Origin of the sequence: Streptomyces sp. GbtcB7 (assembly GCF_019091445.1) — a bacterium.
In the GTDB taxonomy this organism is placed as follows: domain Bacteria; phylum Actinomycetota; class Actinomycetes; order Streptomycetales; family Streptomycetaceae; genus Streptomyces; species Streptomyces mirabilis.
Genome location: NZ_JAGXJM010000010.1, coordinates 55,298 through 80,982 on the forward strand (window position 1 = coordinate 55,298; position 25,685 = coordinate 80,982).

General features: G+C 70.0%; 23 protein-coding genes and 1 riboswitch. Of the genes, 10 read left to right on the plus strand and 13 right to left on the minus strand.

Annotation, left to right across the window (positions count from 1 at the left end; translation table 11 throughout):
• Positions 1-8 precede the first annotated feature (8 nt).
• From KVT44_RS17940 to KVT44_RS17955, 4 genes are all read right to left on the minus strand, one after another.
• Complete coding sequence (locus KVT44_RS17940) at positions 9-332, minus strand: multidrug efflux SMR transporter (protein ID WP_054228157.1); 324 nt, start codon at positions 330-332, stop codon at positions 9-11.
• Positions 333-474: 142 nt separating this feature from the next.
• Positions 475-1,485, minus strand: coding sequence for a ribosome small subunit-dependent GTPase A (gene rsgA / locus KVT44_RS17945; RefSeq protein WP_190172816.1), 1,011 nt, complete (start codon positions 1,483-1,485; stop codon positions 475-477).
• Positions 1,486-1,501: 16 nt separating this feature from the next.
• Positions 1,502-2,842 carry a 3-phosphoshikimate 1-carboxyvinyltransferase gene (aroA, locus tag KVT44_RS17950; RefSeq protein ID WP_054228155.1) on the minus strand — a complete coding sequence of 447 codons (1,341 nt, stop codon included), beginning with the start codon at positions 2,840-2,842 and terminating at the stop codon, positions 1,502-1,504.
• Positions 2,843-2,966: 124 nt separating this feature from the next.
• The gene (locus KVT44_RS17955; protein WP_217567774.1) at positions 2,967-3,689 is read right to left on the minus strand and encodes a M50 family metallopeptidase; all 723 of its coding nucleotides are present in this window, start codon (positions 3,687-3,689) and stop codon (positions 2,967-2,969) included.
• 50 nt (positions 3,690-3,739) lie between these two features.
• On the opposite strand from KVT44_RS17955, the gene KVT44_RS17960 reads away from it, so the two are divergent.
• The 10 genes from KVT44_RS17960 to KVT44_RS18005 all read left to right on the plus strand — a co-directional run bounded on the left by KVT44_RS17960 (position 3,740) and on the right by KVT44_RS18005 (position 14,145).
• Positions 3,740-4,555 carry an SOS response-associated peptidase gene (locus KVT44_RS17960; protein WP_075028838.1) on the plus strand — a complete coding sequence of 272 codons (816 nt, stop codon included), beginning with the start codon at positions 3,740-3,742 and terminating at the stop codon, positions 4,553-4,555.
• Positions 4,556-4,668: 113 nt separating this feature from the next.
• Positions 4,669-5,301: an alpha/beta family hydrolase gene (locus tag KVT44_RS17965; protein ID WP_190172846.1), complete on the plus strand. Its 633-nt coding sequence runs from the start codon at positions 4,669-4,671 to the stop codon at positions 5,299-5,301.
• 255 nt (positions 5,302-5,556) lie between these two features.
• Positions 5,557-6,240, plus strand: a complete 684-nt coding sequence (gene sigR, locus KVT44_RS17970; RefSeq protein WP_054228152.1) for an RNA polymerase sigma factor SigR — start codon at positions 5,557-5,559, stop codon at positions 6,238-6,240.
• Positions 6,237-6,539: a mycothiol system anti-sigma-R factor gene (gene rsrA, locus KVT44_RS17975; protein WP_054228151.1), complete on the plus strand. Its 303-nt coding sequence runs from the start codon at positions 6,237-6,239 to the stop codon at positions 6,537-6,539. The genes sigR and rsrA overlap by 4 nt, the downstream gene beginning before the upstream one ends.
• Before the next feature lie 155 nt (positions 6,540-6,694).
• Complete coding sequence (locus KVT44_RS17980; protein WP_217567775.1) at positions 6,695-8,170, plus strand: HD-GYP domain-containing protein; 1,476 nt, start codon at positions 6,695-6,697, stop codon at positions 8,168-8,170.
• Positions 8,167-9,447, plus strand: a complete 1,281-nt coding sequence (locus tag KVT44_RS17985) for an HD-GYP domain-containing protein (protein WP_190172812.1) — start codon at positions 8,167-8,169, stop codon at positions 9,445-9,447. Before KVT44_RS17980 ends, KVT44_RS17985 begins: the two co-directional genes overlap by 4 nt.
• 153 nt (positions 9,448-9,600) lie before the next feature.
• Positions 9,601-10,581, plus strand: a complete 981-nt coding sequence (locus KVT44_RS17990) for a hypothetical protein (RefSeq protein WP_060897921.1) — start codon at positions 9,601-9,603, stop codon at positions 10,579-10,581.
• A 151-nt stretch (positions 10,582-10,732) separates the two neighbouring features.
• Positions 10,733-11,383 carry a peptide deformylase gene (gene def / locus KVT44_RS17995; RefSeq protein ID WP_054228148.1) on the plus strand — a complete coding sequence of 217 codons (651 nt, stop codon included), beginning with the start codon at positions 10,733-10,735 and terminating at the stop codon, positions 11,381-11,383.
• A gap of 309 nt (positions 11,384-11,692) precedes the next feature.
• Positions 11,693-12,778 carry an epi-isozizaene synthase gene (gene cyc1, locus KVT44_RS18000; RefSeq protein WP_217567874.1) on the plus strand — a complete coding sequence of 362 codons (1,086 nt, stop codon included), beginning with the start codon at positions 11,693-11,695 and terminating at the stop codon, positions 12,776-12,778.
• A complete protein-coding gene (locus KVT44_RS18005) occupies positions 12,775-14,145 on the plus strand; it encodes a cytochrome P450 (protein ID WP_099920733.1) in 1,371 nt (456 codons plus the stop codon). The genes cyc1 and KVT44_RS18005 overlap by 4 nt, the downstream gene beginning before the upstream one ends.
• Before the next feature lie 47 nt (positions 14,146-14,192).
• On the opposite strand, the gene KVT44_RS18010 is transcribed toward KVT44_RS18005, so the two are convergent.
• From KVT44_RS18010 to KVT44_RS18050, 9 genes are all read right to left on the minus strand, one after another.
• Entirely contained in the window at positions 14,193-15,155 is a 963-nt protein-coding gene (locus KVT44_RS18010) for a GlxA family transcriptional regulator (RefSeq protein ID WP_217567776.1), read from the minus strand.
• Positions 15,156-15,363: 208 nt separating this feature from the next.
• Positions 15,364-15,822, minus strand: a complete 459-nt coding sequence (locus tag KVT44_RS18015) for a hypothetical protein (protein ID WP_217567777.1) — start codon at positions 15,820-15,822, stop codon at positions 15,364-15,366.
• Between the two features lie 99 nt (positions 15,823-15,921).
• Positions 15,922-18,003 carry a putative Ig domain-containing protein gene (locus KVT44_RS18020; protein WP_217567778.1) on the minus strand — a complete coding sequence of 694 codons (2,082 nt, stop codon included), beginning with the start codon at positions 18,001-18,003 and terminating at the stop codon, positions 15,922-15,924.
• Between the two features lie 390 nt (positions 18,004-18,393).
• Positions 18,394-19,407, minus strand: a complete 1,014-nt coding sequence (locus tag KVT44_RS18025) for a ribonucleotide-diphosphate reductase subunit beta (protein WP_054228144.1) — start codon at positions 19,405-19,407, stop codon at positions 18,394-18,396.
• A complete protein-coding gene (locus KVT44_RS18030) occupies positions 19,407-21,806 on the minus strand; it encodes a ribonucleoside-diphosphate reductase subunit alpha (protein WP_217567779.1) in 2,400 nt (799 codons plus the stop codon). Before KVT44_RS18030 ends, KVT44_RS18025 begins: the two co-directional genes overlap by 1 nt.
• Positions 21,807-21,947: 141 nt before the next feature.
• Positions 21,948-22,040, minus strand: a riboswitch (cobalamin riboswitch).
• 77 nt (positions 22,041-22,117) lie between these two features.
• Entirely contained in the window at positions 22,118-22,624 is a 507-nt protein-coding gene (locus tag KVT44_RS18035) for a GNAT family N-acetyltransferase (protein ID WP_075028847.1), read from the minus strand.
• A 248-nt stretch (positions 22,625-22,872) separates the two neighbouring features.
• Complete coding sequence (mctP, locus tag KVT44_RS18040) at positions 22,873-24,483, minus strand: monocarboxylate uptake permease MctP (RefSeq protein ID WP_180292869.1); 1,611 nt, start codon at positions 24,481-24,483, stop codon at positions 22,873-22,875.
• Entirely contained in the window at positions 24,480-24,761 is a 282-nt protein-coding gene (locus tag KVT44_RS18045; RefSeq protein ID WP_095852672.1) for a DUF3311 domain-containing protein, read from the minus strand. Before KVT44_RS18045 ends, mctP begins: the two co-directional genes overlap by 4 nt.
• A gap of 116 nt (positions 24,762-24,877) precedes the next feature.
• Complete coding sequence (locus tag KVT44_RS18050) at positions 24,878-25,642, minus strand: GntR family transcriptional regulator (RefSeq protein WP_054228140.1); 765 nt, start codon at positions 25,640-25,642, stop codon at positions 24,878-24,880.
• Positions 25,643-25,685 lie beyond the last annotated feature (43 nt).

Here is a 25,685-nt window from a genome sequence, read left to right on the forward strand (position 1 = left end):
GGGGCGCCTCAGTGGGCGGAGCCCGAGAGTTGGAGGCCGATGACGCCGATGATGACGAAGCTGATGGAGACGATCTTGAGCGTCGACACCAGGTCGCCGAGGAAGATCATGCCGTAGATGGCGGTGCCCGCCGCGCCGATGCCGGTCCACACCGCGTACGCCGGGCCGACGTCGAGCTTCTTCAGGGAGAGCGTCAGCAGGCCGAAACTGCCCAGCGCGAAGACGCAGAAGGCGACCGTCGGCCAGAGTCTGCTGAAGCCGTGCGAGAGCTTCAGACAGACGGCGAACCCGGTTTCGAGCAGTCCCGCCACAACGACCAGCAGCCACGCCATGTCTCGTCCTCCCGTGTCCGCACGTCGACTGCTTCGCCTGGCCTGCCGGCTAGGTGCGATTATGCATTTGCCGACCGGCTAAGCACTTACCGACGGGCCGCCCACGCAAACAACGCGGAGGTCACAAGGGGGCTCAGGGGACTCAGTCACCGTCCGTGCGCTCCCGCGTCGCCAGCAGCCGGCGCAGGGAGTAGAGCCGCTGCGGGTCCGCGTGGCCGTCCGCCACCCACTGGTCCAGCGCGCAGTCCGGCTCGTCGTGGCTGCACGCGCGCGGACAGCCCTCGGTACCGGGTTCGAGGTCGGGGAAGGCGTGGATGACCCGGGACGGGTCGACGTGGTGCAGGCCGAAGGAGCGGACGCCGGGGGTGTCGATGACCCAGCCCTCACTGCCCGGCAGCGGGATCGCGCGCGCCGAGGTCGTGGTGTGCCGGCCGCGGCCCGTGACGGCGTTCACGTGACCGGTGCTGCGCCGCCGCTCCAGCGAGACCAGCGCGTTGACCAGGGTCGTCTTGCCGACGCCGGAGTGCCCGACGAACGCCGTGATCTTGCCGTCCAGCTGCTTGCGCACCCGGTCCACCGCCGCGCCGCTCTCCAGCTCCGCACGGCTCGTCACGACGTAGGGGACGCCCAAGGCCCCGTACAGCTCGAGGAGTTCGTCGGGCGGGGCGAGGTCCGACTTGGTCAGCACCAGCAGGGGCTCCAGGCCGGCGTCGTACGCCGCGACCAGGCAGCGGTCGATCAGGCGGGGGCGCGGCTCGGGGTCGGCGAGGGCGGTGACGATGGCGAGCTGGTCGGCGTTGGCGACGACCACGCGCTCGTAGGGATCGTCGTCGTCGGCCGTGCGGCGCAGCACCGAGCTGCGCGGCTCGATGCGGACGATGCGGGCGAGGGTGTCCTTCTCGCCGGACAGGTCACCGACGATCGCGACGCGGTCCCCGACGACGGCGGCCTTGCGGCCCAGCTCGCGGGCCTTCATCGCCATCACGAGGCGGTCCTCGACGAGGCAGGTCAGACGGCCCCGGTCGACGGTGACGACCATGCCCTCGACCGCCTCCTCGTGCTTGGGGCGGATGTTCGTACGCGGACGGTTGCCCTTGCGGTTGGGGCGCTGGCGGATGTCGTCCTCGTCGGTGTGCTTGCCGTAGCGGCGCATGATCCCGGTCCGCCCGTCAGTTCCCGAGCATTCCGGTCCACAGATCGGGGAAGTCCGGCAGGGTCTTCGCCGTCGTCGCCACGTTCTCGATCTGTACGCCCTCCACCGCCAGCCCGATGATCGCGCCGGCGGTCGCCATGCGGTGGTCGTCGTAGGTGTGGAAGATGCCGCCGTGCAGTCGGCGCGGGCGGATGTGCAGGCCGTCGGCGGTCTCGGTGACGTCACCGCCGAGTTCGTTGATCTCCTTGGTGAGCGCGGCCAGCCGGTCCGTCTCGTGCAGGCGCAGATGGGCCACGCCCCGCAGGGTGGACGGGGAGTCGGCGAGGGCCGCGACCGCCGCGATGCCCGGGGTCAGCTCGCCGACCTCGCTCAGGTCCACGTCGATGCCGTGGATGGCACCCGAACCGGTGAACTCCAGACCGCTGTCGTTCAGTTCGCAGGAACCGCCCATCTCGGTGAAGATCTCCCGCAGCCGGTCACCGGGCTGGGTGGTGTGCGCGGGCCAGTCGGGGACGACGACCGTGCCGCCGGTCACCAGGGCCGCCGCCAGGAACGGCTGGGCGTTCGACAGGTCCGGCTCGATGATCAGGTCGCGGCCGAGCAGCGCGCCGGGCGTGACCCGCCAGACGTTGGGCTCGCCGCCCGACTCCGGGGTGTCCACCTGCGCGCCGACCGCGCGCAACATGTCGACCGTCATCCGGATGTGCGGCATCGAGGGCAGCGTCGAGCCGATGTGACGGACCTCCACCCCCTGGTTGAAGCGGGGGCCGGACAGGAGGAGGGCGCTCACGAACTGGGACGACGAGGACGCGTCGATCTCCACCGGGCCGCCGTCCAGGGCGCCGCCGCCGTGCACGGTCAGCGGCAGCGCGCCGCGGCCGTCGTCGTCGATGCGGGCGCCGAGCAGACGCAGCGCGTCGATCACACCGTTCAGCGGGCGCTCGTACGACCGGGGGTCGCCGTCGAAGCGGATGGGGCCGTCCGCGAGGGCGGCGACCGGGGGCAGGAAGCGCATCACGGTGCCGGCGTTGCCGACGTCGACCGTGGCCGGACCCTGGAGACCCGAGGGGATGACCCGCCAGGCCTCGCCGGAGGCGTCCGGGCCCGCGGCGACCGTGGAGCTGGACGCCACCGTCTCCTCGATACCGACGCCCATCGCGCGCAGCGCGCCCGCCATCAGCAGCGTGTCCCGGGAGCGCAACGGGCGGCGCAGCCAGCCCGGCTCCGAGGCGAGCGCGGCGAGGACCAGGGCGCGGTTGGTGACCGACTTGGACCCCGGCACGTGGACCGTCGCGTCGACGGCTCCGCTCGCGTGCGGGGCGGGCCAGAGGGCGGTGTGGGCGGGGTTCGCGGTCATGCGCCCACTTTAGTGGGTGGGGGTGGGGGTAGATCTTGATCAAAAGTGACGGAATGTGAGCGAAAGTTTCAGGGGCGCCTCAACGCCCCCGCGCTCAACGCCCCCGCGCTCGACGCCCTCGTACTCAAAGCCCCAGCAGCCAGCGGCCGCCGCCCAGCAGAGAGCACAGGGACACGGCGTGGAACAGGAACAGCCACAGCCCCGCCGGGACGTGGGTGAGGCGGGAGAGCTGGTCGGCGTCGGAGTCGCCGGCGCCGCCCCGGCTGCGCTTGGCCTGGAGCTCGAAGGCCGGCCGGACGCCGCCGAGCAGCAGGAACCACACGACGGCGTACGCGAAGGCCGCCTGTACCTGTGGTCCGGTGAGCCAGGACACCACCAGGAACGTGCCGCCGGTGAGGACCACCGTGAGCGCCCCGTAGGCGTTGCGGATCATCACCAGCATCGCGACGAGCAGGGCCGTGGCCAGCCACAGCAGCAGGGTGATGCGGCCCAGGCCCAGCAGCGCGGCGCCGCCGAGGCCGAGCAGCGGGGGAGCGGTGTAGCCGGCCGACGCGGTGAGGATCATGCCGAGGCCGGTGGGCTTGCCGCGGCTGACGGTGAGGCCGCTGGTGTCGGAGTGCAGCCGGATACCACTGAGGCTCCGCCCGGTCAGCAGCGCCACCAGCCCGTGGCCGCCCTCGTGCGCGATGGTGATGGCGTTGCGGGAGACACGCCAGACGCCGTGCGGGACGATCACCGCGAGAGCGGCGACCATGGTGGCTATCACCACCCACAGATCGGGGTCCGGCTGGGTGCCGGAGACCTGGTCCCACAGCGAGGCCAGCGAGGTGGATGCGGTGCTGTCCATTGTCTGCGGTGGCTCCCTCTGGTGTCGCGGAATCTGGCAGTGTGGCACGTATGTGCGGACGGTATGCAGCGAGTCGTAGGCCCGAGGATCTCGCAGGAATCTTTGAGGTCGAGAAGTGGGAGCCCGAGGAGACCTTGGACCCCGACTACAACGTGGCTCCGACCAAGGACGTATATGCCGTCCTCGACCGCCCCCTTAAGGACGCGGAGAGCCCGAAGCCGGTTCGCCAGCTGCGTAGGCTCAAGTGGGGGCTCGTCCCGTCCTGGGCCAAGACGCCCGAGGGCGGCGCCCGGATGATCAACGCCCGCGCGGAGACCGTGCACGAGAAGCCCTCGTACCGCCGTGCCTTCGCCGCCCGGCGTTGCATCGTTCCCGCCGACGGCTACTACGAGTGGGTCACCGGGTCCGCCGAGCGCGATCTCGAGGTCGAGGGCAAGAAGAAGCGGCCGCGCAAGCAGCCGTACTTCGTGCTGCCCGCGGACGGCTCGGTCTTCGCGATGGCAGGACTGTACGAGTTCTGGCGCGACCGGACGCTCCCCGACGACCACCCCCGGGCCTGGTGGGTGACGTGCTCGGTGATCACGACCGAGGCGGAGACCTCGCCGCTCGCGGTCGCGCCCGCCGAGGGGCCGTACGCCCTCGCCGACATCCACCCCCGGATGCCCCTGATGCTCACCCCGGACCGCTGGGACGCCTGGCTCGACCCGGCCCGTACGGACGTCGACGGCCTGCGCGAGCTGCTCGCGCCGCCGCCCGCCGGGCTGATGCGCGCCTATCCCGTCTCCACGGCCGTCAGCAACGTCCGCAACAACGGACCGGAGCTGCTGAAGGAGCTGGAAGGCCCCGAAGAGGGCACACTCTTCTGACGTGACGGAGGTCATGGAAGCCTTCCGTGACAGAGACCATGGAAGCCTTCCGTGACAGAGACCATGGAAGCCTTCCGTGACAGAGACCATGGAAGTCCGACGTGACGGAGATCATGGACGCGATCGAGACGGTCGAGACGGACGCCGGTACAGCACGCGTCACGTGGCACCGGGCCAAGAAGCCACGCCTCGTGCTCGCTGTGAGTCACGGCGCGGGTGGCGGTGTCGAGGCGCGCGATCTCCAGGCGCTGGCCGCGGTGCTGCCCGGACACGGCGTGAGCGTCGCGCTCGTCGAGCAGCCCTGGCGGGTGGCCGGGAAGAAGGTGGCGCCCGCGCCCAAGACCCTGGACGTGGGATGGCGGGGCCTGTGGCCCACGGTCGCGAAGCCCGGACTGCCGGTGGTCGCGGGCGGGCGCAGCGCCGGAGCCCGCGTCGCCTGCCGTACGGCGACGGAACTCGGCGCCACCGCCGTCCTCGCCCTCAGTTTCCCGTTGCATCCGCCCGGCAGGCCCGAGAAGTCCCGCGCCGACGAACTCCTCGGCGCCGGGGTGCCCACCCTCGTCGTCCAGGGCGGCAACGACCCGTTCGGCAAGCCCGCGGAGTTCCCGAAGGGCTCGCACGATCTGATCGAGGTGCCGTACGGCGATCATGGCTTCGCCGTGCCGAAACGGGCACCGATCGACCAGGACGCGGCCCTGGAGATCATCACCGACGGCGTCGTGAGGTGGATCGCGTCACTCGGGTGACGCACGGGAATGTCGGGCGGTGGACCACTGTTGTGTCGAGCAGACAGCACGGAGCGTGCTGAACCGTTCGAACGAGAGGAAGTCCGCCGCATGGGTTCGACCATCTGCCCGAACCGCAGCAGTAGCCCTGAGCTGGACTGGACGGTGCTGCACGCGGCGAAGACCGCCCCCGTTCGAGCGGCGGCGGGTGTGGATGTTCGTCTATCCTCCGATTCGAGTGGGACCGGTTTCGGTCCTGCCACGTCGCTGGAGGAGGTGGGTCCGGTCACTGGGACCGACGCAGGGACCGATCACGGCCAGGCGGAGCAGCCCGAGGGCCAGGGCACGAGCACGGAGTCGTCCGCCGAGCGCACCGCGCGCTTCGAGCGGGACGCGCTCGAATTCCTCGACCAGATGTACTCGGCCGCCCTGCGCATGACGCGCAACCCGGCCGACGCCGAGGACCTGGTGCAGGAGACGTACGCGAAGGCGTACGCGTCCTTCCACCAGTTCCGCGAGGGCACCAACCTCAAGGCTTGGCTGTATCGCATTCTCACCAACACCTTCATCAACTCGTACCGCAAGAAGCAGCGCGAACCCCAGCGCAGTGCGGCCGAGGAGATCGAGGACTGGCAGCTCGCGCGTGCCGAGTCGCACATGTCGACCGGTCTGCGCTCCGCGGAGTCGCAGGCGCTCGACCACCTGCCCGACTCGGACGTCAAGGCTGCGCTGCAGGCGATCCCCGAGGAATTCCGCATCGCGGTCTATCTCGCTGATGTAGAAGGCTTTGCGTACAAGGAGATCGCGGACATCATGGGGACACCCATCGGTACGGTGATGTCCCGGCTGCACCGGGGCCGTCGCCAACTGCGCGGCATGCTCGAGGACTACGCCCGTGACCGCGGGCTGGTCCCGGCCGGCGCCGGAGAGTCGAACGAAGCGAAAGGCTCGGGCTCATGAGCTGCGGAGAGCCGCACGAGACGGATTGCAGTGAGGTACTCGACCACCTGTACGAGTTCCTCGACCATGAGATGCCGGACTCGGACTGCACCAAGTTCGAGGTGCACTTCGAGGAGTGCTCCCCGTGTCTCGAGAAGTACGGACTCGAGCAGGCCGTGAAGAAGCTGGTCAAGCGGTGCTGCGGCCAGGACGACGTGCCGACCGATCTGCGCGCCAAGGTCATGGGTCGCATCGACCTGATCCGGTCCGGTCAGACCGTGCCCGAGCACGACGTCACCGCGACGCCCCAGGAGTCCTGAACTCCCCGGGGAGATCGTCCGGTTATCACCCGAACGTGCTAATCCGCGGGCTCCGAGCCCGCGGATTCGGCCATTGCCGCCCCCGTACCGTCCCCACCGCCCTAGGCTCCGGAGCCTGACCGGGGCAGGGGACGTCCGGGGGAGGGAACGAGGCGATGGGGTCGATTCCGACGTGGGCCCGTGTCTACGTCGTCTGTGTCGTCCTGGCCGCGGTGGCCTGCCTGGCTCCGCTGCCCGCCGTTCACGCACCTTGGTGGATCGTCGCCCTGCTCGCCGCGCTGTACGTCGGCTGCGAGCGGATCCCCTTCCCGCACAGCCCCAAGGGTGCCGCCGCCCGCGTAGCCGAGCGGGGCGCCCCCCGAGGGCTGGGCACCTTCCTGCCCGTGCTGCTCGCCGGGGCCTTTCTGCTGCCGCCGCCGGCCGCCGCGCTCGTGGCGCTGCCGGGCGCGCTGCTCGCCCGTGTGGAGCAGCGGCCGCAGTGGCTGCGCCGGGTCTGGCGCGCGGCCCAGCTCGCCGTCGCGGTCTGGGCGGCGTCCCGGGTGCACTGGGCGCTGGGCGGCCGGGACGCGATCGCCCTGCCCCACTTCCCGTACGCGCTCGTGCCCGCCGGGGCCGCGGTGCTCACCTTCTGCCTGGTCCTGACCGCGCTCGACGGCGGAATCCTGGCGCTCGCCGAGCGGGTGCCGGTGCGGGGTGCCTGGCGCGGGCTCTTCTCGCGCTCCCTCGCCTCCGTCGCCGTGCACGGGCTCGCCGGGCTGATGATGGCGGTGCTGTGGCGCAGTCCGTACGGTCCCGTCGCCGCGTTGCTCGTCCTGCTGCCGATGTACGTCTCCTGCTGGGCGTTCGCCCAGTACCACCGGGAGCGGGCCGCCCACCAGGCCACCATCCGGGCCCTCGTGCAGGCCGTCGACATCAAGGACGGGTACACGCGCGGGCACAGTGAGCGGGTCGGGCAGGCGTCCATGATGATCGCCCGTGAGCTGGGCATGGACGACGAGCGCGTCGAAGTGCTGCGGTTCGCCGGGATCCTGCACGACGTGGGGAAGCTGGGCGTCCCCACGCGGCTCCTGCGCAAGGACGGGCCGCTGACGCCGGAGGAACGGCGGATCATCGAGCTGCATCCCGAGTACGGGCACGAGATGGTGCGCGGCATCGGCTTTCTCGGCGAGGCGCGGTCGGCGATCCTGCACCACCATGAGCGGATCGACGGGAGCGGGTACCCGTACGGGCTGGTGGGACGCCAGATCCCGGAGTTCGCGCGCGTGGTGGCCGTCGCCGACGCGTTCGACGCGATGACGTCGACCCGGTCCTACCGGCGGGCCCGGCCGGTGCCGGTGGCGCTGGAGGAACTGGAACGGTGCGCGGGGGCGCAGTTCGATCCGGGGATGGTACGGGCCCTGGTGCGAGCGCTGAACCGACACGGGTGGCATCCTGCGGTGACCGCGGGGATTCACCCGCCCGCTCCACCCGTTTCCAGTCGGACAGAGAGGAACCCGACAAACAAAACCGGGTCCTCGGCGAGTACGGACGGCTGCTCGATGGGCGCCGACGGGCCGTCGACCGGCGCGGACCGGGACCCGACAGGTGTCGACCCTCCGTCGAGCGGCGTCGTCGGGCGGGGGCGGTCATGAGTGCCGTCGGGGTGGAGATTCCCGGGTACGGGGTCGTCGGGCGGGCCCCGTTCACCCTCACCCTCGTTCACGCGGTCGCCCTGCTCCTCGCCGTTGTCTCGCTGGCCGTCGTCCTCTGGCACGGTCTCGACGAACGAGGCGTCGCGCTCGCCTTCGGGATCCTCATCGCCGTGGGGGAGCTGACCCGCTGGAGCGGGGCCGAGGAGCGGGAGTCGGCGCCCCTCGCCGCCGCCGGAGCCCTCGCGTACGCGCTGCTCGGCGAGAACGCCGGACACCGCACCGACCACGGCGTCCTCGAGATCGTCGCCGTCGTCGTGGCCGCGGCCCTCATCGGCTGCGTACCGCACGTCGCCCAGGGCCGCGGGCCCACCGCCGACCACCTCACCCGGCGCGTCCTCACCGTCGGCTTCGCCGCCGTCTGCTTCCAACCCCTCTACAACCAGGGAAGGTTGATGGGCTGGGGCGGCCCTTCGTACGCCCTGCTGCTGGTCTCCCTGCTGGTGCTCACCGCGCTGTGCGACGCCGTGCTCGCGGCGGCGATGGCGCACGCCCGGACCCGCTGGCCCTTCGGACCACTGCTGCGGGACGAGCTGCGGGCTACGCTCGGCATCGGGTCGGCGGTCTGCGCGACCGGGGCCGTCATGTCGCTCGCGGTGGCGGTCGTCGGGCTGTGGGCGCTGCCCGTGTTCTCGCTGCCCCTGCTGCTCACCCAGCTCTCCGTCCGGCGGTACGCCGCCGTGCGCGTCACCTATCGGCAGACGATCGCCTCACTCGCGAGGGCGACCGAGATCGCCGGGTACACCCCCACCGGGCACGCCCGGCGGGTCGCCGCGCTCAGCCGGGCCGTCGGCCGTGAGCTGGGCCTGTCCGAGCCCGATCTGACCGTCCTGGAGTACGCGGCGCTCATGCACGACATCGGACAGCTCAGCCTCGTCGACCCGGTGCCGGCCGGCGCCACCTCGGTGCTCTCCGCCGACGAGCAGCGGCGCATCGCCCTCCTCGGCGGCGCCGTCGTACGCCAGACCGGCGTGGACGCCGAGGTCGCCGTGGTCGTGGAGCGGCAGGCCGATCCGTACCGGGAGCAGCCGGTCACGGCACGGATCGTGCGGGCCGTCAACGCGTACGAGGAGATGGCAAGGGAAGCAGGCCCGGGAGGGCCCCTCACCGCCCTGGAGAAGCTGCGCCTGGCCACCGCCCGCGACTATCAGCCCGAGGTAGTGGAGTCGCTGGCCAGGGTCCTGTTGCGGGGCACCCTTACCCTGCCCCAGGCTGGGTAACCCATGGGTAATGAGCGCCCGTCCAACGGTCCGTGGTTGGATGCGAGGAAGAGGGTGTTCGGGGGCACGGGCCGGCCCGGGGCTGCGCTGTCTTCAAGAAACTCTTCAAGGGACCGGCAGGCGGGAAACGCAAGGAACTGGCAGGCGGGAATCGTGAGGATCTTCGGCAAGGGACGGCACCGGCCCTCCGCCTCATGGCGGCAGGCCACCGATCGCGCGTTCACGCTGATCGGCGACGGCCGGTACGAGGACGCGGGAGCGCTGCTGACGCGCGCCGCGGACCTGGAGCCCTGGCTGTCGGAGTCCTGGTTCAACCTGGCCCTGCTGCACAAGTTCCGGCACGACTGGGAGCAGGCGCGGGCCGCGGGCCTCAGGGCCGTCGCACTTCTCGACCGGGAGGCGGGCGCCCCCGACTGGTGGAACGTCGGGATCGCCGCCACCGCCCTGCAGGACTGGCCGCTGGCCCGCCGTGCCTGGCAGGCGTACGGGCTGCGGGTGCCCGGCGGGGCCGCCGTCTCCGGGGAACCGGTGGGCATGGACCTCGGCAGTGCGGCCGTACGGCTGTCGCCGGAGGGCGAGGCCGAGGTCGTGTGGGGGCGCAGGCTCGATCCGGCCCGGGTGGAGGTCCTGTCCATTCCGCTGCCGTCCTCGGGGCGTCGCTGGGGCGAGGTGGTTCTGCACGACGGTGTGCCGCACGGGGAGCGGACGACCGCCGCCGGGCACGCCTATCCGGTCTTCGACGAGATCGAGCTGTGGGCGCCCTCTCCGGTGCCCACCTGGGTGGTTCTCCTGGAGGCCGCCACCGAGGAGGACCGGGACGCCCTGGAGCAGCTCGCGGCGGACGCCGGCTTCGCCGCGGAGGACTGGTCCTCGTCCGTACGGCTGCTGTGCCGGATGTGTTCCGAGTCGCGGATGCCGTCCGACGAGGGCGACGGTGAGCATCTCGACCCGCACGACCACAGCGAGCCCGGGCATCCGGGGCCGCTCGGTCACCGCACCGACGGGCAGCTGTGGGTGCCGGAGCGGGAGTGCGGGGTGGCTGCGCCGGCTCCGCTGGTCAGGGGGTTGCTGGACGGGTGGGTCGCGGACAGCCCCGACTCCCGGGACTGGCGGGATCTCGAAGAGGTCTGCTGAGCGCTTGCGGGTTCACCGCGGGCCGGTGGGGGCTTGTCGCGCCCACGCGGCGGAGCCGCAGATCAACACAGTCCCGCGCCCTCGCGGGGTGCCACCCCCGTACCCTGTATGAGCACCACACCCCTGGTTTCGAGGAAGGCGTACGTCGGTCATGGCGCAGCAGGACACCGAGCAGCAGCACTCTGGAGTGCTCCCCGTGGACGACGAGGGCTTCGTCAACGACACCGAGGACGGTGAGGAGCGCGAGGCGGCCTACCGTGAGCGCGGTACCTCGCGGCCGATCACGGTCGTCGGCAACCCGGTGCTGCACAAGGAGTGCAAGGACGTCACCGAGTTCGGGCCCGAGCTCGACCAGCTGGTCGCCGACATGTTCGCCAGCCAGCGCACCGCCGAGGGCGTGGGCCTGGCGGCCAACCAGATCGGCGTCGACCTCAAGGTCTTCGTCTACGACTGCCAGGACGACGAGGGCAAGCGGCACGTCGGTGTCGTCTGCAACCCCGTCCTCGTCGAGCTGCCCGCCGAGCAGCGCCGCCTCGACGACAGCAACGAGGGCTGCCTCTCGGTGCCGACCGCGTACGCGCCGCTGGCCCGCCCCGACTACGCGGAGGTCACCGGGCAGGACGAGAAGGGCAACCCGATCAAGGTGCGTGGCACCGGCTACTTCGCGCGCTGCCTCCAGCACGAGACCGACCACCTGTACGGCTACCTCTACATCGACCGGCTCTCCAAGCGCGAGCGCAAGGAAGCCCTGCGGCAGATGGCCGAGAACGAGCCCCGCTACCCGATCGTCGCGAACGACTGAGTCGCGGCAGGACAGTTGGGGCCGGCGCGCACGCGCGGGTCGGCCCGAGCGGCGTCTGGTCAGGGGGAGCTCCCTGACCAGGCGCCGTTCGTATGTGCGTCGCACATTCGATCCCCCGTGCTCCTCTAGTGATCCATATTCAGTCACACAAGGGGAGATTCTCAGCACTGTGGGGTAGCGAGTGGAGTAAATCCGTTCCCAGAACGGTCAGTTGTGGTGCTGAATGGGAAGTGCGGGGATACGCAACGGCGCACGCCCGGCACAGCGGGAGGGGCGCAGCGTCAACTGGCGGCTGAGAGGGGTTTGTTCGTGCATGCATTCTCACACGGCACTTCATCGACACCGACCGTGGTCGCGGTTCCACCGGCGCTCTCTCTCCCGGTGATCGAGTCCGCGTTTCCCCGTCAACTGCACCCGTATTGGCCGAGGCTCCAGGAGAACACACGTTCGTGGCTGAGGGAAAAACGCCTCATGCCGGCGGACAAGGTCGACGAATATGCCGACGGCCTTTGCTATACGGACCTGATGGCGGGCTACTACATTGGCGCTCCCGACGAGGTCATGCAGGCGATAGCGGACTACAGCGCGTGGTTCTTCGTCTGGGACGACCGCCACGACCGCGATGTCATCCACGGCAGGCCCGGCGCCTGGCGGAGGCTCAGGTTCCAGCTGCACGCGGCTCTCGACTCCCCCAGGGAGCACCTGCACCACCGGGATCCCCTGGTCGCGGGGTTCGCGGACAGCATGGTGCGCCTGTACTCGTTCCTGACCAAGAAGTGGAACGCGCGCTTCGCCCGGCATTTCCACGCGGTGATCGAGGCGTACGACCGGGAATTCCGCAACCGTGTCAACGGCACCGTGCCCACGGTCGAGGAATATCTGGAACTGCGGCGGCTCACCTTCGCGCACTGGATCTGGACCGACCTTCTGGAGCCGAGCGCGGGCTGTGAACTTCCCACCGCCGTGCGGAACCATTTCGCATATCGGCGGGCGGCGCTGCTGAGCCAGGAATTCGCCGCCTGGTACAACGACCTCTGCTCGCTCCCGAAAGAAATCGCGGGCGACGAGTTCCATAATCTCGGAATCAGCCTCATCCATCACGAGGGGCTGACACTCGAAGAAGCGATCCAGGACACCCGGCGGCGGATCGAGGGATGCATCACCGAATTCCTCGACGCGGAAAAGGACCTCAACCGGTTCTCCGACACCCTCGCGGACGGCACCGTGCACGGCAAGGAATTGAGCCTCGCCGTGAAAGCGTGCCTCGGCAATATGCGGAACTGGTTCAGCTCCGTGTACTGGTTCCACCACGAGTCCGGCCGGTACACCGTCGACAGCTGGGACGACCGCTCCACACCCCCGTACGTCAACAACGAAGCGGCAGGTGAGTCATGACCGTCGAGTCCGTGAAGCCCGCGCAACCCGCGGCACCACAGCTGCCCGTCCCACCCCTGGCCGGGGGCGGCGTACCCGTCCTGGGCCACGGCTGGAAACTGGTCCGCGACCCGCTGGGCTTCCTCGCCCGGCTCCGCGACCACGGCGACGTCGTACGGCTCAAGCTGGGCCCCAAGACGGTGTACGCGCTCACCTCGCCGGCCCTCACCGGAGCGATGGCGCTCAGCACCGACTTCAAGATCGACGGACCCCTCTGGGAGTCCCTGGAAGGCCTGCTCGGCAAGGAGGGCGTCGCCACCGCCAACGGGCCGAGGCACCGTCGCCAGCGCCGCACCATCCAGCCCGCGTTCCGGCTCGACATCATCCCCGAGTACGGACCGATCATGGAGGAGGAGGCGCGTGCGCTCGCCGAGCGCATGGGGTCGGGCGAGCCCGTCGACTGCACCTCCGAGTCGTTCCGCGTCGCCGTGCGCATCGCGGCCCGCTGTCTGCTGCGCGGCGAGTTCATGGACGAGCGCGCCGAGCGGCTGAGCGTCGCGCTCGCCACCGTGTTCCGCGGTATGTACCGGCGCATGGTGATCCCGGCGGGCCCGCTCTATCGGCTGCCGCTTCCGGCCAACCGCAAATTCGACCGCGCATTGGCCGATTTGCATCTCCTCGTCGACGAGATCGTCGCCGAGCGCCGCGCATCCGGTCAAAAGCCGGACGATTTGCTGACGGCATTGCTGGAAGCGAAGGACGAGAACGGCGAGCCGATCGGCGAACAGGAGATCCACGACCAAGTCGTAGCGATACTCACGCCCGGCAGCGAAACCGTGGCCTCCACGATCATGTGGCTGCTGCAAGTACTCACCGAACACCCGGAACACGCCGCTCGGGTGGCCGAGGAGGTCAAATCCGTCGTCGGGGACCGGCCCGTCGCATTCGACGACGTCCGGAAGCTGACGTACACCAACAATGTCGTCGTCGAGTCGATGCGGCTGCGCCCCGCCGTATGGATTTTGACCCGGCGGGCGGTGACCGAAACCGAACTCGGCGGCTATCGGATACCGGCCGGTGCCGACATCGTCTACAGCCCGTTCGCCATCCAGCGTGATCCGCGCTCGTACGACGGGCATCTGGATTTCGACCCCGACCGCTGGCTTCCGGAACGCGCCAAGGACGTCCCGAAGCACGCCATGAGCCCCTTCAGTGTGGGCAACCGGAAGTGCCCGAGCGACCACTTCTCGATGGCGCAGCTCAGCCTGATCACGGCGACGGTGGCGTCCCGGTGGCGGTTCGAGCAGGTCTCCGAGTCCAATGACGCGACCCGCGTCGGCATCACCCTGCGTCCGTACCGGCTGCTGCTGAGGGCCCTGCCGCGGTGACCGTGCGGCGTCGTCCGCGGTGACCCCGTGTCCGTACCGGTGCGCGTTCAGGCAGCCCGCGGGCCCCTGAACGTGCGCCGGTACGCCTGCGGGGTCGTCCCCAGGCTCCGGACGAACTGGTGGCGCAGCGCGGCCGCGGTGCCGAACCCGGTGCGGCCCGCGATGGCGTCCATCGTCTCGTCCGACGCCTCCAGCAACTCCTGTGCCAACAGCACCCTCTGGCGCAGGATCCAGCGGTACGGGGTGGTGCCGGTCTCCTGCTGGAAGCGGCGTGCGAAGGTGCGCGGGGACATGTGGGCGCGGGCCGCGAGCTGCTCGACGGTCACCTCCCGGTCGAGGTGGCGCTCCATCCACACCAGCACCTCGCCGACCGTGTCGCAGGTGGAGCGGGGCAGCGGGCGCTCGATGTACTGGGCCTGCCCGCCGTCCCGGTGCGGGGGCACCACCATCCGGCGGGCGATGGCGTTGGCGACCTCGGGGCCCTGTTCCTTGCGGACGATGTGCAGACAGGCGTCGATTCCGGCGGCGGTGCCGGCCGAGGTGATCACCGGGTCCTCGTCCACGTACAGCACGTCCGGTTCGACGATCGCCTTCGGGTACTGCCGGGAGAGCTCCTCGGCGTGGTGCCAGTGCACGGCGCAGCGCCGCCCGTCGAGGAGCCCGGCCGCGCCGAGCACGAAGACACCGGAGCAGACGCTGAGCACCCGGGCGCCGCGGTCCGTGGCGCGGTGCAGGGCGTCGAGCAGTTCGGGCGGATAGGACCGGGACACATAGGAGTTCCCGGCGGGGAGAGCGATGAGGTCGGCGCTCTCCAGCCGCTCCAGGCCGTGCTCCGTGGTCAGCGAGAACCCCGCGTGGGTGCTCAGGGTCGGGCCCTCGGCGGAGGCGACCGCGAAGTCGTAGACGGGCAGGCCGTCGTCGCTGCGGTCGATGCCGAACACCTCGCAGACGACCCCGAGTTCGAAGGGGTGCACACCGTCGAGCAGGACCGCGGCCACGTTTTTCAGCATGTCCGCCAGTGTGCCTCGTCAATGGCAGGAAATCGAGGGTGTACGGCAGTCCTGCCACTGACGCCGAAGGGCGAGCGGTACGACAGTGGTGTTCATGAAGACACTCACGGACACCACCGCCGGAATCCTGACCGTCCTCGCGCTCTTCGTGGTCGTGGCCCTGCCCGCGCTGATCGGCGCGGCCCGCGAGCGGCGCATCGACCGTCAGCTAGGACTTCGTGACCAGCACCGTGACCGTCCACTCCTGAATGCCCTTGCACGACACCTTGCCCGGGGCGGTCGCGCAGAGCGGCCGGGACGAGGTGAGGTGGGCGGTTCCCGCCGAGACCGCCTTGAAGGCGGAGCTCGCGTCGCCCGCCTGGAGAACGACGCCGCTGTTGGTGGCCTCTAGCCCGGTGCCGCTGACCTTGACGGGTGTCCACGGCCGACTGGTGGTGCCGTCCAGGGTGAGGCGGAGTACGCCGCCGGCCGTGAGGCAGTACGTGTGGCCGGTGTCGGCTGCGCCGAGCTCCGCGGGAGCCGTGTCACAGCTCGGGTGGCTCGTCGTGGGGGACGGCGACACGGTGCGGCTGCCGCCCGCGTCACCGCCGCCCTGTGTGCCGCAGCCCGCGACGAGCAGCGTCAGGGCCGTGAGGGCGAGGATCCGATGGTGGGTCGTACGGCGCATGGGGTGGCACCTCCTTGTCGCTTGGACGTGCCACCCCCGCATCAGGATCCACACAGGGACACAGGGCCCTGGCCGCGACGCCGGCCAGGGCCCCACTGGTCAGCTGGTCGTGACGGCGGTGTCGTCGACGACGAAGCTGGTCTGGAGCGAGGAGTCCTCGACCCCGCTGAACTTCAGGGTGACGGTGGACCCGGCGAACGAGGACAGGTCGAAGGTCTTCTGGGCGTAGCCGGAGGCGGCGTTGAGGTTCGAGTACGTCGCGAGGGTGGTCGATCCGGCGGTGACCGTCAGCTTGTCGTACTGGCTGCTTGTGGTGGTCTCCGCGGTGTCGATGTGCAGGTAGAAGGTGAAGCTGGCCTTGCAGCCGGACGGGATCGTCACCGACTGGGAGAGCGTGTCGGTGTGCGTCGAGCCGTAGCCGTCCAGCCATGCCTTGTACGAACCGGCGTGCGCGGCCTCACTGCTGGAGTTGGTGATCACGCCGCTGCTGGCGCTCCAGGTGGTGTTGCCCGACTCGAAGCCCGGGTTGCCGAGCAGCTGCGCCGAGGTGCAGGTGCCGCCGCCGGAGGTGCTGACGGTCCAGGTGAAGGAGGCGGAGCCGGAGGCACCCGTGCTGTCGGAGGCGGAGACGGTGACGCTGTACGTACCGGCCGTGCTCGCGGTGCCCGAGATCCGACCGGTGGAGCTGCTGATCGAAAGACCGGTCGGCAGACCGCTCGCGCTGTAGGTGAGGGTCGCGCCCGCGCTGTCGCTCGCCGAGATCTGCAGGCTGACCGAACCGCCGGTGGTGGTGGACTGGCTGCCCGGGTTGGTGACGGTCACCGTGTTGCCGGTGCTGGTGCCCGAGGCGAAGGCGGTGGTGCCGTTCGGGGTGCCCCAGCCGGTCGGGCCGTCGTAGCCGGTGGCCGCGGTGCAGAAGTACGAGGGCGAGCAGGAGCCGTTGTTGCCGCTGGTCACGTCGTACAGGTTCGAGGTGTGGGAGTACGGGTACTTCGCCGGGTAGTCGCTGGAGCTCGGGGTGCCCGCGAGGGCGTACACACCCGCGATGATCGGCGAGGAGGCACTCGTACCGCCGTAGACCGCCCAGCCGGAGCCGCCGTAGGTGTCGTAGACGGCCACGCCGGTGGCGGGGTCGGCGACCGCGGAGACGTCGGCCTCCATGCGCTTGGAGCAGCCGGTGTCGGTCTGCCAGCTCGGCTTCGCGTCGTACGCGGAGCAGCCGGACCCGGTGCCCTCGGTGCTGCTCGTCTTCCACACGGACTCGGTCCAGCCGCGGGTGTTGGAGCTGGTGGACAGCGCGGTGCCGCCGACGGCCGTCACGTACTGGGACGTGGCCGGGTACTCGGCGCCGTAGGCGGAGTCACCGGAGGAGACGGTGATGGCGACGCCCGGGTGCTTGAAGTACGAGGTGTCCTCGCTGGTCTGCGAGGAGGACTCGGAGCCGCCCCAGCTGTTGGAGACGAACTTCGCGCCCAGCGTCACGGCCTCGTTCTCGGCGGTGCCGAGGTCGGAGTCGGTGGCCGAGTTGGCCTCGACGAGGACGATGTTGCAGTTCGGGCAGACCGCGCTGACCATGTCGATGTCGAGCGCTTCCTCACCTGCCCAGCCGGTGTCGTTGGTCGGCAGGGAGCTGGTCGAGCCGGTCTGGCTGACCTGCTTGAAGCAGCCGTTGGCCTTGGTGCAGGCCGACAGGCCGAACTGCGAACGGTAGGTCGCGAGGTCCGACTCCGCGTTGGGGTCGTTGTACGCGTCGACCACGGCGACGGTCAGGCCGGAGCCGCCGGTGGAGGGCAGGTTGTAGGCGCTGTGCAGGTTGGCCGGGCTCAGACCGGACACCGCGGCGGCGGCGTTCGGCGAGATCGCGGCGGCCAGCTTCTGCTTGATGTCGGTGCGGCGCTGCGCGAAACAGGCCGCGTGACCGGCCGTCGGGGCGCCGCACAGGTGCGTGGTCGGCACCTTCTGGCCCGCCTTGCCCGTGGAGTGCACGGCCTGCGCGGCCGGGGCGGTCAGGGCCTTCGCGTTCTGGGCGGCCCGGGAGGGCTTGGCGGTGGTCGGCGCCGGCTGCGCGTTCGCGGCCGGGGCCGCCATGAGTCCGGCGACCGTGAGGGCGAGGGCGGGCGCGGCGGCGGTCAGAAGTCTTCGCAGTCGCCGGGCGGGCCTGCTGGGGGGTGTCTCACGCATGGGTGCTGCCTCCATCGGTTTGAGGCCGGTGCCGTGCGGGCCGGGGTAGGGCCGCGCACGGCTCCACAGCCGGAAGTGGGGGTTCTCGGCGTTGCGTGGCAGGCCCGTGACGCGCGTAGCGTGAGAGAAGTGCGGATGCGACATGGGCATGCCAATTCGGTCGTCCTGTCGTGCCGCTGTACGTGACATGTCAGGACGGCCAGAACCTAGCCGGGGCCGATGACCCCCGGATAGCCACGCCCGAAGAACTTTGCCGCCCCATAGGGGGTCCATGGACGGTGCATGGACGGCCCATGGACGAGACGCGGTGATGCCGGGCCGCGACATGCGGCCCGGCATCACCGGTGTCGTACCGTCAGAAGTCCTCGTACCGCCGGAAGTTCTCGTCCGTCAGAAGTCCTCGTCGAAGCCGACCGAGCCCTCCACCGCCACCTGGTACGCCGAGGGGCGGCGCTCGAAGAAGTTGGTCAGCTCCTGGACGCCCTGGAGCTCCATGAAGGAGAAGGGGTTCTCGGAGCCGTACACCGGGGCGAAGCCGAGGCGCTGGAGACGCTGGTCGGCCACGCACTCCAGGTACTGGCGCATCGAGTCGGTGTTCATGCCCGGCAGACCCTCACCGCACAGGTCGCGCGCGAACTGCAGCTCGGCCTCGACGGCCTCCCTCAGCATGTCGGTGACCTGCTGCTGGAGCTGGTCGTCGAAGAGCTCCGGCTCCTCCTTGCGCACGGTGTCCACCACCTCGAAGGCGAAGGACATGTGCATCGTCTCGTCGCGGAACACCCAGTTGGTGCCGGTGGCGAGACCGTGCAGCAGACCCCGGCTGCGGAACCAGTAGACGTACGCGAAGGCGCCGTAGAAGAAGAGGCCCTCGATGCACGCGGCGAAGCAGATGAGGTTGAGCAGGAAGCGACGCCGGTCCGCCTTGGTCTCCAGACGGTCCAGCTTCTCCACCGAGTCCATCCACTTGAAGCAGAACTCGGCCTTCTCGCGGATCGAGGGGATGCTCTCGACGGCGTCGAAGGCGGCCGCGCGGTCCTCCGGGTCGGGAAGGTAGGTGTCCAGCAGGGTCAGATAGAACTGGACGTGGACCGCTTCCTCGAACAGCTGCCTGGAGAGATACAGGCGCGCCTCGGGGGAGTTGATGTGCTTGTAGAGGGTCAGCACGAGGTTGTTCGACACGATCGAGTCGCCCGTCGCGAAGAACGCGACCAGCCGGCCGATCATGTGCTGCTCGCCCTGCGAGAGCTTCGCCAGGTCGGCCACGTCCGAGTGGAGGTCGACCTCCTCCACGGTCCAGGTGTTCTTGATGGCGTCCCGGTAGCGCTCGTAGAAATCGGGGTAGCGCATGGGGCGGAGCGTGAGTTCGAAGCCCGGGTCGAGCAGGTTCTTTTCGGTGGAGCTCATTACTGGCAGGCCTCGCAGGACTCGGGGTTCTCAAGGGAGCAGGCGACGGCGTCCTCGTCGGGGATCGCCTGCACGGGGATGGTCTTCTCGGGCTGGGCCTGCGCCTGGGCGGCACGGGCGATACGGGTCGCCGGGCGGGAGCGCAGGTAGTACGTCGTCTTCAGGCCCGACTTCCAGGCGTACGCGTACATCGAGGAGAGCTTGCCGATGGTCGGCGTCTCCAGGAAGAGGTTCAGGGACTGCGCCTGGTCCAGGAACGGGGTGCGGGCGGCGGCCATGTCGATCAGGCCGCGCTGCGGGATCTCCCAGGCCGTGCGGTACAGGTCGCGGACGTCCTGCGGCACCCAAGTGAAGCCCTGCACCGAACCGTTGGACTCGCGCAGCGCCTCGCGGGTCTGCGCGTCCCACACGCCGAGCTTCTTCAGCTCGTCCACCAGGTAGGAGTTGACCTGGAGGAACTCACCGGAGAGCGTCTCGCGCTTGAACAGGTTGGACACCTGGGGCTCGATGCACTCGTACACACCCGCGATGGACGCGATGGTGGCGGTGGGCGCGATGGCGAGGAGGAGGGAGTTGCGCATGCCCACGGCGGCGATACGTTCCCGCAGGGTCGCCCAGCGCTCCGGCCAGGTCAGCTCCACGCCGTAGTGGTCGGGATGCAGGACGCCACGGGCCGTACGGGTCTTCTCCCAGGCCGGGAGCGGGCCGCTGCGCTCCGCGAGGTCGGCCGAGGCCTCGTACGCGGCGAGCATGATCCGCTCGGCGATCCGGGTGGAGAGGGCCTTGGCCTGCGGGGAGTCGAAGGGGACGCGCAGTTTGAAGAAGACGTCCTGCAGGCCCATCGCTCCGAGGCCGACGGGCCGCCACTTCGCGTTCGACCGGCCGGCCTGCTCGGTCGGGTAGAAGTTGATGTCGACGACACGGTCGAGGAAGGTGACGGCGGTACGGACTGTCTCGTCCAGCCGCTCCCAGTCGATGTCCCCGTCGACCACGAAGGCGCCGAGGTTGACCGAGCCGAGGTTGCAGACCGCCGTCTCCCCGTCGTCCGTGACCTCCAGGATCTCGGTGCAGAGGTTCGAGGAGTGGACGGTGTGGCCCGGCTCCGCCGTCTGGTTGGCGGTGCGGTTGGCGGCGTCCTTGAAGGTCATCCAGCCGTTGCCGGTCTGCGCGAGGGTGCGCATCATGCGGCCGTAGAGGTCACGGGCCGGGATGGTCTTCTTGGCGAGGCCGGCCGCCTCCGCCCTGCGGTACGCCGCGTCGAACTCGTCGCCCCACAGGTCGACCAGCTCGGGCACGTCGGAGGGCGAGAAGAGGGACCACTGTCCGTCGGTGTCGACCCGGCGCATGAACTCGTCCGGGATCCAGTGCGCGAGGTTCAGGTTGTGCGTACGGCGGGCGTCTTCACCGGTGTTGTCGCGCAGTTCCAGGAACTCCTCGATGTCGGAGTGCCAGGTCTCCAGGTAGACCGCGGCCGCGCCCTTGCGCCGGCCGCCCTGGTTCACCGCGGCGACCGAGGCGTCGAGGGTCTTCAGGAACGGGACGATCCCGTTGGAGTGCCCGTTCGTACCGCGGATCAGCGAACCGCGCGAACGGATCCGGGAGTACGAAAGACCGATGCCGCCCGCGTGCTTCGAGAGGCGGGCCACCTGGTGGTAGCGGTCGTAGATGGAGTCCAGCTCGTCCAGCGGGGAGTCGAGGAGGTAGCAGGACGACATCTGCGGGTGCCGCGTACCGGAGTTGAAGAGCGTGGGGGAGGAGGGGAGGTAGTCGAGGCGGCTCATGAGCCCGTAGAGCGCCGCGACCTCGTCCAGGGCCCGGTTCGTGTCGTCCTCGGCCAGGCCCGACGCCACGCGCAGCATGAAGTGTTGGGGGGTCTCGATGACCTTGCGGGTGATCGGGTGCCGGAGCAGATAGCGGCTGTGCAGGGTGCGCAGGCCGAAGTAGCCGAAGCGGTCGTCGCCTTCGGTGTCGATCAGCGCGTCCAGCCGGGCCGTGTGCAGCCGGACGAACTCCGCCGTGCGGTCGGCGATCAGGCCCTCGCGGTGACCCGCGGCGATCGACCCGGAGAAGGACGTGACGCCCTGCGAGGCGGCCTCCGCCGCGATGCTGATCGTCAGCAGCCTGGCCGCCAGCCGGGAGTAGACGGGGTCCTCGGAGATGAGGCCCGCGGCCGCCTCGGTGGCCAGCTCGCGCAGCTCCGTGTCGTCCGCGCGCGCGGACCGGCCGCGCAGCGTGGCGGCGGCGACCCGGCCGGGGTCGGCGTCGGGGAGGTCGGCGGTGAGGTCGGTCAGGGTACGCAGCAGCGTGGTACCGGGACCGTCCGTCTCCACCGGGACCTGCTTCCGCTCCTGCTGTGCGAAAGCGGTAGCTGAAGCCGGGTCGGCTGGCGCGATGGTCACTTGGGGCTCTCCCTCGCTCGGCACGGGGCCTGGCGGAGGGCAGGGCAGCTCACGAGCGCACACGGCGTCGCGTCCACCGGCCCATTCCGCGAGGCCCGGACGTCATGCACCCGGGCCGGATGGCCGGGCGCGCTGTCGGCAGGTCCTCGGACTGACGCGAGTACATGGGCGCAGGTGTGCGAACACGTACAAGTACACCGTTGCGGGACAGTTCCGGATTTGCACCGGATTCCCCTGCGGCGACAGCGAGCATGAGCATACATCTTGTGCCGGGCTGCGGTGACACCCCCAGATGTTGTGTCGTGCCGGTTTCAGAGTGTCAACTCATAGGTGAGGAGAGTGATGTCGTCGAGGTCCGGGAGCGGGTTCCAGTCGCGGTCGGGGGTGCGGGTGAAGCCGAGGCGTTCGTAGATGCGGTGGGCGGCGTGCATGGTGCGCTGGGTGGAGAGCACGACGCGTACGCAGCCGGCGGTGGCGCGTGCGTGGTCGACGCAGGCGCGGACGAGGGTCTCGCCGGCGCCTCGGCCGCGGGACTCGCGTGCGACGGCGAGCATCCGGATCTCGGCTTCGCCGGGGCGGGCTATGTCGGCCATGGGGCCGCCGCGCGGTACGAAGGTCACGGCGCCGAGGACGTGGTCGTGGTCCACGGCGACGAGGACCTCCGCGGCGGTGGCCCGTTTCGCCACGTCCCGCAGTTCGCCGAGGTACTCGTCGCTCTCCCCGAAGTCGAGCAGGCCGTCGCCGAGGTAGGCCTGTGCGGTGATCTCGCCGATGCGGTCGTATTCGTGGGGGTGGGCGTGTCGAATGCGGATGTCCATGCCGGTGAGTGTGCAACAGGGCGCGGGAACGGGCCGCCGGATTTGTGTCCGACGGCCCGTGGGGGTTGTTGGCGCGGTTCTTCGGCTGCGGGTGGGTGGGGGCTTGGCGCGCCGTTCCCCGCGCCCCTGGGGCACGGGGCTGCGCCCCGGCGCCCCAGGCTTTTAGGGGCGCGAGGAACTGCGCGACCAGCCCCCACCGCCCCGCAGCCAACGCACCACCCGGGGGTCTGGGGGCGGAGCCCCCGGGCTCAGTGGGTGGAACCGGCCGTGGCCGGCGGGAGCTCCGTCTCGACGCCCGCGTCGCCCGCGTCCGCCGTGTAGTCCTCCGGAGACGTCTCGTCGACTCCGTCCGGCGCGTTGAAGGCGCGGAGGGCGAAGGTGAGGACGACGCTCACCACGACGTTCAGGACGAAGGCCGTCAGACCGATGTAGCCGATCTCCCCGATGCCCGGGATCTCCTTCGAGCTGCCGCCGAAGTGCTTCTGGGTGGGAGAGGCGACCCCGTACGCGGCGAGCGTGCCGTACAGCATTCCCACCGCCCAGCCCCCGAGCAGCGCCCAGCGGTGGAACCAGCGGGTGAACAGGCCACCGACCAGCGCCGGGAAGGTCTGGAGGATCCAGATGCCGCCCAGGAGCTGGAAGTTGATCGCGACCGTCTTGTCCATCGTCAGGACGAAGACCAGCGCGCCCACCTTCACAAGGAGCGACACCAGTTTCGAAACCCTGGTCTCCTGCTGCGGGGTCGCGTCCGGCTTGATGAAGTCCTTGTAGATGTTGCGGGTGAAGAGGTTCGCGGCCGCGATGGACATGATGGCCGCCGGTACGAGTGCTCCGATGCCGATCGCCGCGAAGGCCACCCCCGCGAACCAGTCCGGGAACATGTTCTCGAAGAGCTGGGGTATGGCGAGCTGGCCGTTGGTGACCTTGACTCCGGCCGCGATCGCCATGAACCCGAGCAGGGCGAGCAGCCCCAGCATCAGGGAGTAGAGCGGAAGGATCGTGGTGTTGCGGCGGATCACCTCACGGCTGCGGCTGGAGAGCGTCGCCGTGATCGAGTGTGGGTACATGAACAGCGCGAGCGCCGATCCGAGCGCGAGCGTGGCGTACGTCCACTGGCCCGCTTCGGCGGGCACGAGCCCGCCCGCCCCCGCCGCCGTGTACTTGTCGCTCGCCGCCTTGAAGATCTCGTCGAACCCGCCCAGTTTGATCGGGATGTAGATGATGGCCACCGCGATCACGATGTAGATCAGGGTGTCCTTCACGAACGCGATCAGGGCGGGGGCCCGCAGCCCCGAGGAGTAGGTGTACGCGGCCAGCACGCCGAACGCGATGAGGAGCGGAAGGTCCTTCACGAACCAGTTCGTGTTCTCGCCGCCGCCCACGCCCATCACGTCCAGGACGGCCTGGATGCCGACCAGCTGGAGCGCGATGTACGGCATGGTGGCGAGGATGCCGGTCACGGCCACGGCGAGGGACAGGCCCTTCGAACCGAAGCGCCCGCGCACGAAGTCCGAGGTCGTCACGTAGCCGTGCTTGTGGGAGACCGACCACAGGCGGGGGAGGAACGTGAAGATCAGCGGGTAGACGAGGATCGTGTACGGAACGGCGAAGAAGCCTGCCGCGCCCGCCGCGTAGATCGCCGCCGGTACGGCGACGAAGGTGTACGCCGTGTAGAGGTCACCGCCGAGCAGGAACCAGGTGACCCAGGTGCCGAACGACCGTCCGCCCAGGCCCCATTCGTCGAGGCTGTGCTCGTTGTCCGGCCTGCGCCAGCGCGCGGCCAGGAAGCCCATGACCGTGACGGCCAGGAAGAAGAAGATGAAGACGCCGAGCGCGACGCCGTTCACGCCGTCCTTCACTTCGCCGCACCCCCGCCCTGGGACGCGCGGGCGCGCTGGTCACGCTGCCACAGCTGGTACGCGGTCACGGTGAGCGCCGTGGACACGAGCACCCACAGCATCTGGTACCAGTAGAAGAACGGGATGCCGATGAACGCCGGGTCGGTCTTGGCGTAGGAGCCGACCCACAGCATCGCCACGAACGGGGCTATCAGGCACAGGGCGATGACCACCCGGATCGGTGTCACCACCGGCGGTTCGACCTTCGGCGCGTCTGACACGTCTGACACGTCTGACATACGGCGGCTCCGTCCCCTCGCTGTTCACCTGTGCAATGCGCAGGCAATCTAGGCGACGGTGTCAGCCAAGCGGAACCCCTCGTCCGTATCTCGGTCCGGGCAACGTGGCAGGTGCGCTACTCCTGCGGGCGCTTGAGCCGTGCCACGAACTTGTACCGGTCGCCCCGGTACACCGACCGCACCCACTCCACCGGCTCGCCCTGCCGGTCCAGCGAGTGCCGGGAGAGCATCAGCATGGGCAGACCGACGTCGGTGCCGAGCAGGCCGGCCTCGCGCGGGGTGGCCAGCGAGGTCTCGATGGTCTCCTCGGCCTCGGCGAGATGGACGTCGTACACCTCGGCGAGCGCGGTGTAGAGGGACGTGTACTTCACCAGGCTGCGGCGCAGGGCGGGGAAGCGCTTCGCGGAGAGGTGGGTCGTCTCGATGGCCATCGGCTCGCCGCTCGCGAGGCGCAGCCGCTCGATGCGCAGCACCCGGCCGCCGGCCGAGATGTCGAGCAGCTCGGCGAGGGTGTCGTCGGCGGTGATGTAGCCGATGTCCAGGAGCTGCGAGGTGGGTTCAAGGCCCTGGGCGCGCATGTCCTCGGTGTACGAGGTGAGCTGGAGCGCCTGGGAGACCTTGGGCTTCGCGACGAACGTGCCCTTGCCCTGGATGCGTTCGAGGCGGCCCTCGACGACCAGTTCCTGGAGGGCCTGGCGCACGGTCGTGCGCGAGGTGTCGAACTCGGCGGCGAGGGTGCGCTCGGGCGGTACGGGCGTGCCGGGCGGCAATGTCTCCGTCATGTCGAGCAGGTGCTTCTTGAGGCGGTAGTACTTGGGCACGCGCGCGGTACGGATGGGGGCCCCACCCTCGTTCTCCGCACTGCTGACGTCGGTGCTCATGCTCTGCCTTCCCGGCTCCGGGTGCCGAAGCGACCGACATCCC